Annotated in this window: 5 protein-coding genes; 2 read left to right on the top strand and 3 right to left on the bottom strand. The window is 50.9% G+C overall.

Going from position 1 to position 4,305, the window contains the following annotated elements; translation table 11 throughout:
- Together AC9UG7_RS10885 and AC9UG7_RS10880 are read left to right on the top strand one after the other, a co-directional pair.
- A partial coding sequence (locus tag AC9UG7_RS10885; protein ID WP_509587602.1) for an EamA family transporter occupies positions 1 to 276 on the top strand: 276 nt, incomplete at its 5' end.
- Between the two features lie 38 nt (positions 277 to 314).
- Positions 315 to 803 (top strand): dihydrofolate reductase, encoded by a 489-nt coding sequence (locus AC9UG7_RS10880; RefSeq protein WP_509587600.1) that lies wholly within the window; start codon positions 315 to 317, stop codon positions 801 to 803.
- Between the two features lie 41 nt (positions 804 to 844).
- On the opposite strand, the gene bioD is transcribed toward AC9UG7_RS10880, so the two are convergent.
- From bioD to bioA, 3 genes are read right to left on the bottom strand one after another with little or no spacing between them, the layout of a single operon-like run.
- Entirely contained in the window at positions 845 to 1,564 is a 720-nt protein-coding gene (bioD, locus tag AC9UG7_RS10875) for a dethiobiotin synthase (RefSeq protein WP_509587598.1), read from the bottom strand.
- Complete coding sequence (gene bioF, locus AC9UG7_RS10870) at positions 1,561 to 2,754, bottom strand: 8-amino-7-oxononanoate synthase (RefSeq protein ID WP_509587596.1); 1,194 nt, start codon at positions 2,752 to 2,754, stop codon at positions 1,561 to 1,563. The genes bioD and bioF overlap by 4 nt, the downstream gene beginning before the upstream one ends.
- Positions 2,751 to 4,088, bottom strand: a complete 1,338-nt coding sequence (gene bioA / locus AC9UG7_RS10865) for an adenosylmethionine--8-amino-7-oxononanoate transaminase (RefSeq protein WP_509587604.1) — start codon at positions 4,086 to 4,088, stop codon at positions 2,751 to 2,753. The genes bioF and bioA overlap by 4 nt, the downstream gene beginning before the upstream one ends.
- Positions 4,089 to 4,305 lie beyond the last annotated feature (217 nt).

The following is a 4,305-nucleotide window of genomic DNA, read 5'->3' as shown; positions in this document are numbered from 1 at the left end:
CAAATTTCTCCCATGGCCTGGGGCAGTTTGGTATATGCGGTTTTTGTGAATTACGGCTTTGCACAAATCATTTGGTTTGGCATGGCGCGGGACCTGCCGCCTGCGACCAGCGCCATGAGCATCATGGCCGTACCTGTCACGGGCACCTTGTGTGCTACGTTCATGGTGGGTGAATGGCCGCATTGGCAAGACTACGTGGCCATGGTGTGCGTGGTCACCGCCATCGCCGCAGTATTGCTTCCTTCGCGCACCAAGACTGTGATGAATGCGGAATAAGCTTTGTCTGACAATACAGTTTTCAATTTCTCCGACACATGCCACTACACCTGATTTACGCTCGCTCACGCAATAACGTCATTGGCGTGAATGGTGATTTGCCCTGGCATTTGCCTGAAGACTTGGCGCATTTCAAACGCACTACGCTAGGTCAACCGGTCATCATGGGACGGATCACCTGGCAATCTATTCCAGAAAAATTCCGACCCCTGCCCGGCAGAACCAACGTGGTGGTATCGCGTCAATCAGATTTTTTAGCGACAGGTGCGCACGTGGTAAGTTCATTACAAGCCGCCATAGATTTATTTCCTCCCAACGAAGCAGTGTGGTTGATTGGCGGTGCACAGTTGTATGCACAAGCCATGCCTTTGGCGCAGCAATTGGTGATCACTGAGATCGATGCGGATTACGAGGGCGACGCGTTTGCGCCCGTTTTGAATGCTGCAGAATGGACTGAGATACACCGCAGTTCACACACGTCAGCGCAAGGGCTGTGCTATAGCATCGTGACACAGCAACGAAGATAATTGGCTGGGTTATTTGGGGTCAGATACCAATTAATTTTCAATTAATTGGTATCTGACCCCAAATAATTTGACCCCAAATAATCAAAGAAAGCCGCCGCCGTTTTTACATCAGCCACTTCAAGTCTGGGAATGCAAGCTAACAAAGGCGCTTTGATTCTTTGCGCAATCGCATCTATGTTTTCCTGCAGGTAAAGCATGTGCGGATCCACACTGTTGGCCACCCAGCCCATCAATGAAAGGCCTCGGCTGGCAATCGCTTCTGCCGTCAATAAAGCCTGGCTGATACACCCAAGTCGCATGCCCACCACCAGCACCACCGGCAGGCCCAAGTCTGCGGCCATGTCGGCCGTGTCATAGCTGTCATTCAAAGGCACGCGAAAGCCGCCAACGCCTTCAACCACCAACGCATCCGTCTGCGCCCTGACTTGCCGATAACAGTCGAGCAAATGCTTACTGTCAATATCCTTGTTTTCCAAGAAGGCAGCAATATGAGGCGCAGCAGGCGTTTGAAAAATATACGGCGACGTGATCTCCTGAGGCAATGTCACCGACACACGCGACGCCAATGCGTCCACGTCTTCATTGCACCAACGACCGTCACGCCATTCGGCCCCGGCAGCTACCGGCTTCATGGCGGCAACGCGCCAGCCGCGTTGTGCCTGCATATGCACTAATGCAGACGACACCAAAGTCTTGCCAATCTCTGTGTCCGTACCGGTGACGAAACACGAAAACGCTTGGGTTGGAAATGACTGATTCATGAAATGCTTTCAAACGACAAAGCCCGCACCAACCGGTCAACATCTTCAGTTGTGTGGGACGCCGACAAAGTGATGCGCAGTCTCGCAGTATTCACCGGCACAGTGGGCGCGCGAATCGCGCTGATCCAAACACCTTGCGCCATCAAATCAGCCGAAGCCTTCAACACCGCTTGGTTGCTGCCTATCACCAACGGTTGAATCGCGGTAGTTGACGCCATGCGTTGCCAATTTTCAGGAATCGGCGCAGTCGATAGCTGTTCAATCAACGTCTGTAAGAATGCTCTTCGGCGGCTTCCTTCTTCACCACAAATCATGCGCACACTGGTCAACAACGCATGTGCCAACGCAGGCGCAGCAGCCGTGGTGTAGATGTAAGAACGCGAGCGTTGCACCATCCATTCAATCAAATGTTCATGCGCTGCCACAAAAGCACCCGATACTCCCGCAGCCTTGCCCAGCGTACCCATGTAAATCAATTGCGCTGAACGTAAATTGAAATGCTGCAACACACCAGCACCGCTGTCACCCAACACACCAAAACCATGTGCGTCATCCACCAGCAGCCATGCACCGTGTTGTTCGCACAATCTAAGTAACTCTGGTAAAGGTGCAATATCACCGTCCATACTAAACACTCCGTCTGTCACCACCACCTTGGTGCTGCTTTGGCAAGATGAGAGTCGTTGAGATACATCGTCCAAACTTGCATGCTCATACACCTGATATGGTTCGCGCGTCAAACGTATGCCGTCAATCAAGGATGCATGGTTCAATGCATCTGAAAAAAATGTGATGTCTCCCTTGGCGCTGTCAGCCAACGCTGTCAACACACCCAGGTTCGCCATATAACCAGTACTGAAAGTCAATGCCCTGACAGATGGCATGAAGGGTGAAAACATCGCAGCCAGCAATTCTTCTAAACGCGCATGCGCCAGTGAATGTCCACTGATCAAATGCGATGCGCCACTGCCCGCGCCATACAAAGATGCCCCTTCTCTCAAGCTCTCTACGACTAAGGGGTGTGATGCCAAGCCCAGGTAATCATTGCTGTTAAAAGCCAGTAAAGGTTTTCCATCAACCATCATATGCGCTTGACAAGCAGATTCAACAGTTCTTCTGATACGACGCAAACCTTTTTCATCGACCTCATCTAACTGCCTTTGCAATGCATTCAGTTTGTCGAAATTCATGAACTGACAACCTCATGCAAAACAGTTTGCAAACGCTCTGCCAGCAAGCAGGTGTCTGCATCACTTAAAACATAAGGCGGCATCAGATACACCGTACAACCGATAGGACGCAACAGCAATTCATGCTTTAAAGCAGCCGCAAAAAAACGACGTGAAAATGTAGCGGCCAAGTGCGGATCATCCACTTGCACATCAAAAGCCCAGATCATGCCTTGCTGCCTGAAATGCTTGACACGAGAATCTATCGTGAAGGGCAAAAGCGCATCGCTCAACTTAGCCGCACGCAAAATGTTTTGTGCAAGCACATCATCCTCTTCAAAAATCGCAAGCGTTGCCAATGCAGCGCGACAGGCCAACGGGTTGCCTGTATAGGAATGAGAATGTAAAAATCCACGCGCCATGCTGTCGCTGTAAAAAGATTGGTAGATCTCTTCTCGCGTCATCACCAGCGATAAAGGCAAATAGCCGCCGCTGATGCCTTTGGACAAACACAAAAAGTCCGGCCAGATACCCGCATGCTCGCAGGCAAAAAACTTGCCCGTGCGACCGCAGCCCACAGCGATCTCGTCAGCTATCAAATGCACATTAAAAGCACTGCATAAACGCCGCACCTCCTGCACATAGAGCGGACTATGCATAGCCATACCGCCTGCGCATTGCACCAATGGTTCGATGATGACGGCGCTGATGTGTGAGGCCCTGGCTTGCAACAGACGCTCAAGATCACGCGCGGCACGCAGCGCTACTTGGTCTGCTGTCTCACCATCCAGCGCCTGCCTAGCATCAGGCGACATCAGGCAATGCGCGGATTTGAGCAACGCGTCATAAGCGTCGCGAAAGACAGGCACATCGGTCACACCTAAGGCGCCGACAGTCTCGCCGTGGTATCCGGCCTTCAAACACACAAACTCTTGTTTATCAGCCTTTCCCTGGTTGCGCCAACTGTGAAAACTCATCTTCAATGCAATTTCAACAGCAGATGCACCATCAGACGCGTAAAAACAATGGCCCAACACACCACCTGTCAAGGCCGAGAGTTTTTCCGACAAAGTAACCACAGGCTCGTGCGTGAAGCCGGCCAGCATGGCGTGCTCCAAGGTATCGAGTTGGTCCTTCAATGCTTTGTTGATGCGCGGGTTGGCATGACCGAACAAATTGACCCACCAAGAGCTGATGGCGTCCAGGTAACGCTTGCCATCGTGGTCGTAAAGCCAAGGGCCACTGCCATGGTGTATTGCCACCAACGGCACAGTTTCATGGTGCTGCATTTGGGTACAAGGGTGCCAGACACTTTGCAAACTGCGTTGCACAATTTGGGTAGATAGGGAGCTCAGAAAAATCCTCTTTATGTCATAGGCGGCTGACTGCCGATGACATAGATTATCCTGCGCGTTTTTTGCCTTGGACGTTGTGGTTTTATTTGTTGTTATATTTAGGTCGTTAAATGAAGAAAAGGTCATGGTAATTGGGTAATTAGGGTCAGTAATTGGGGTCAGCAGGGTAATTGGGGTCAGATACCAATTAATTAAAAATTAATTGGCAGCAGTAATT

Origin of the sequence: Limnohabitans sp., assembly GCF_046052765.1 — a bacterium.
Classification (GTDB): domain Bacteria; phylum Pseudomonadota; class Gammaproteobacteria; order Burkholderiales; family Burkholderiaceae_C; genus Limnohabitans.
This window is presented reverse-complemented; position numbering and strand designations above follow the sequence as displayed.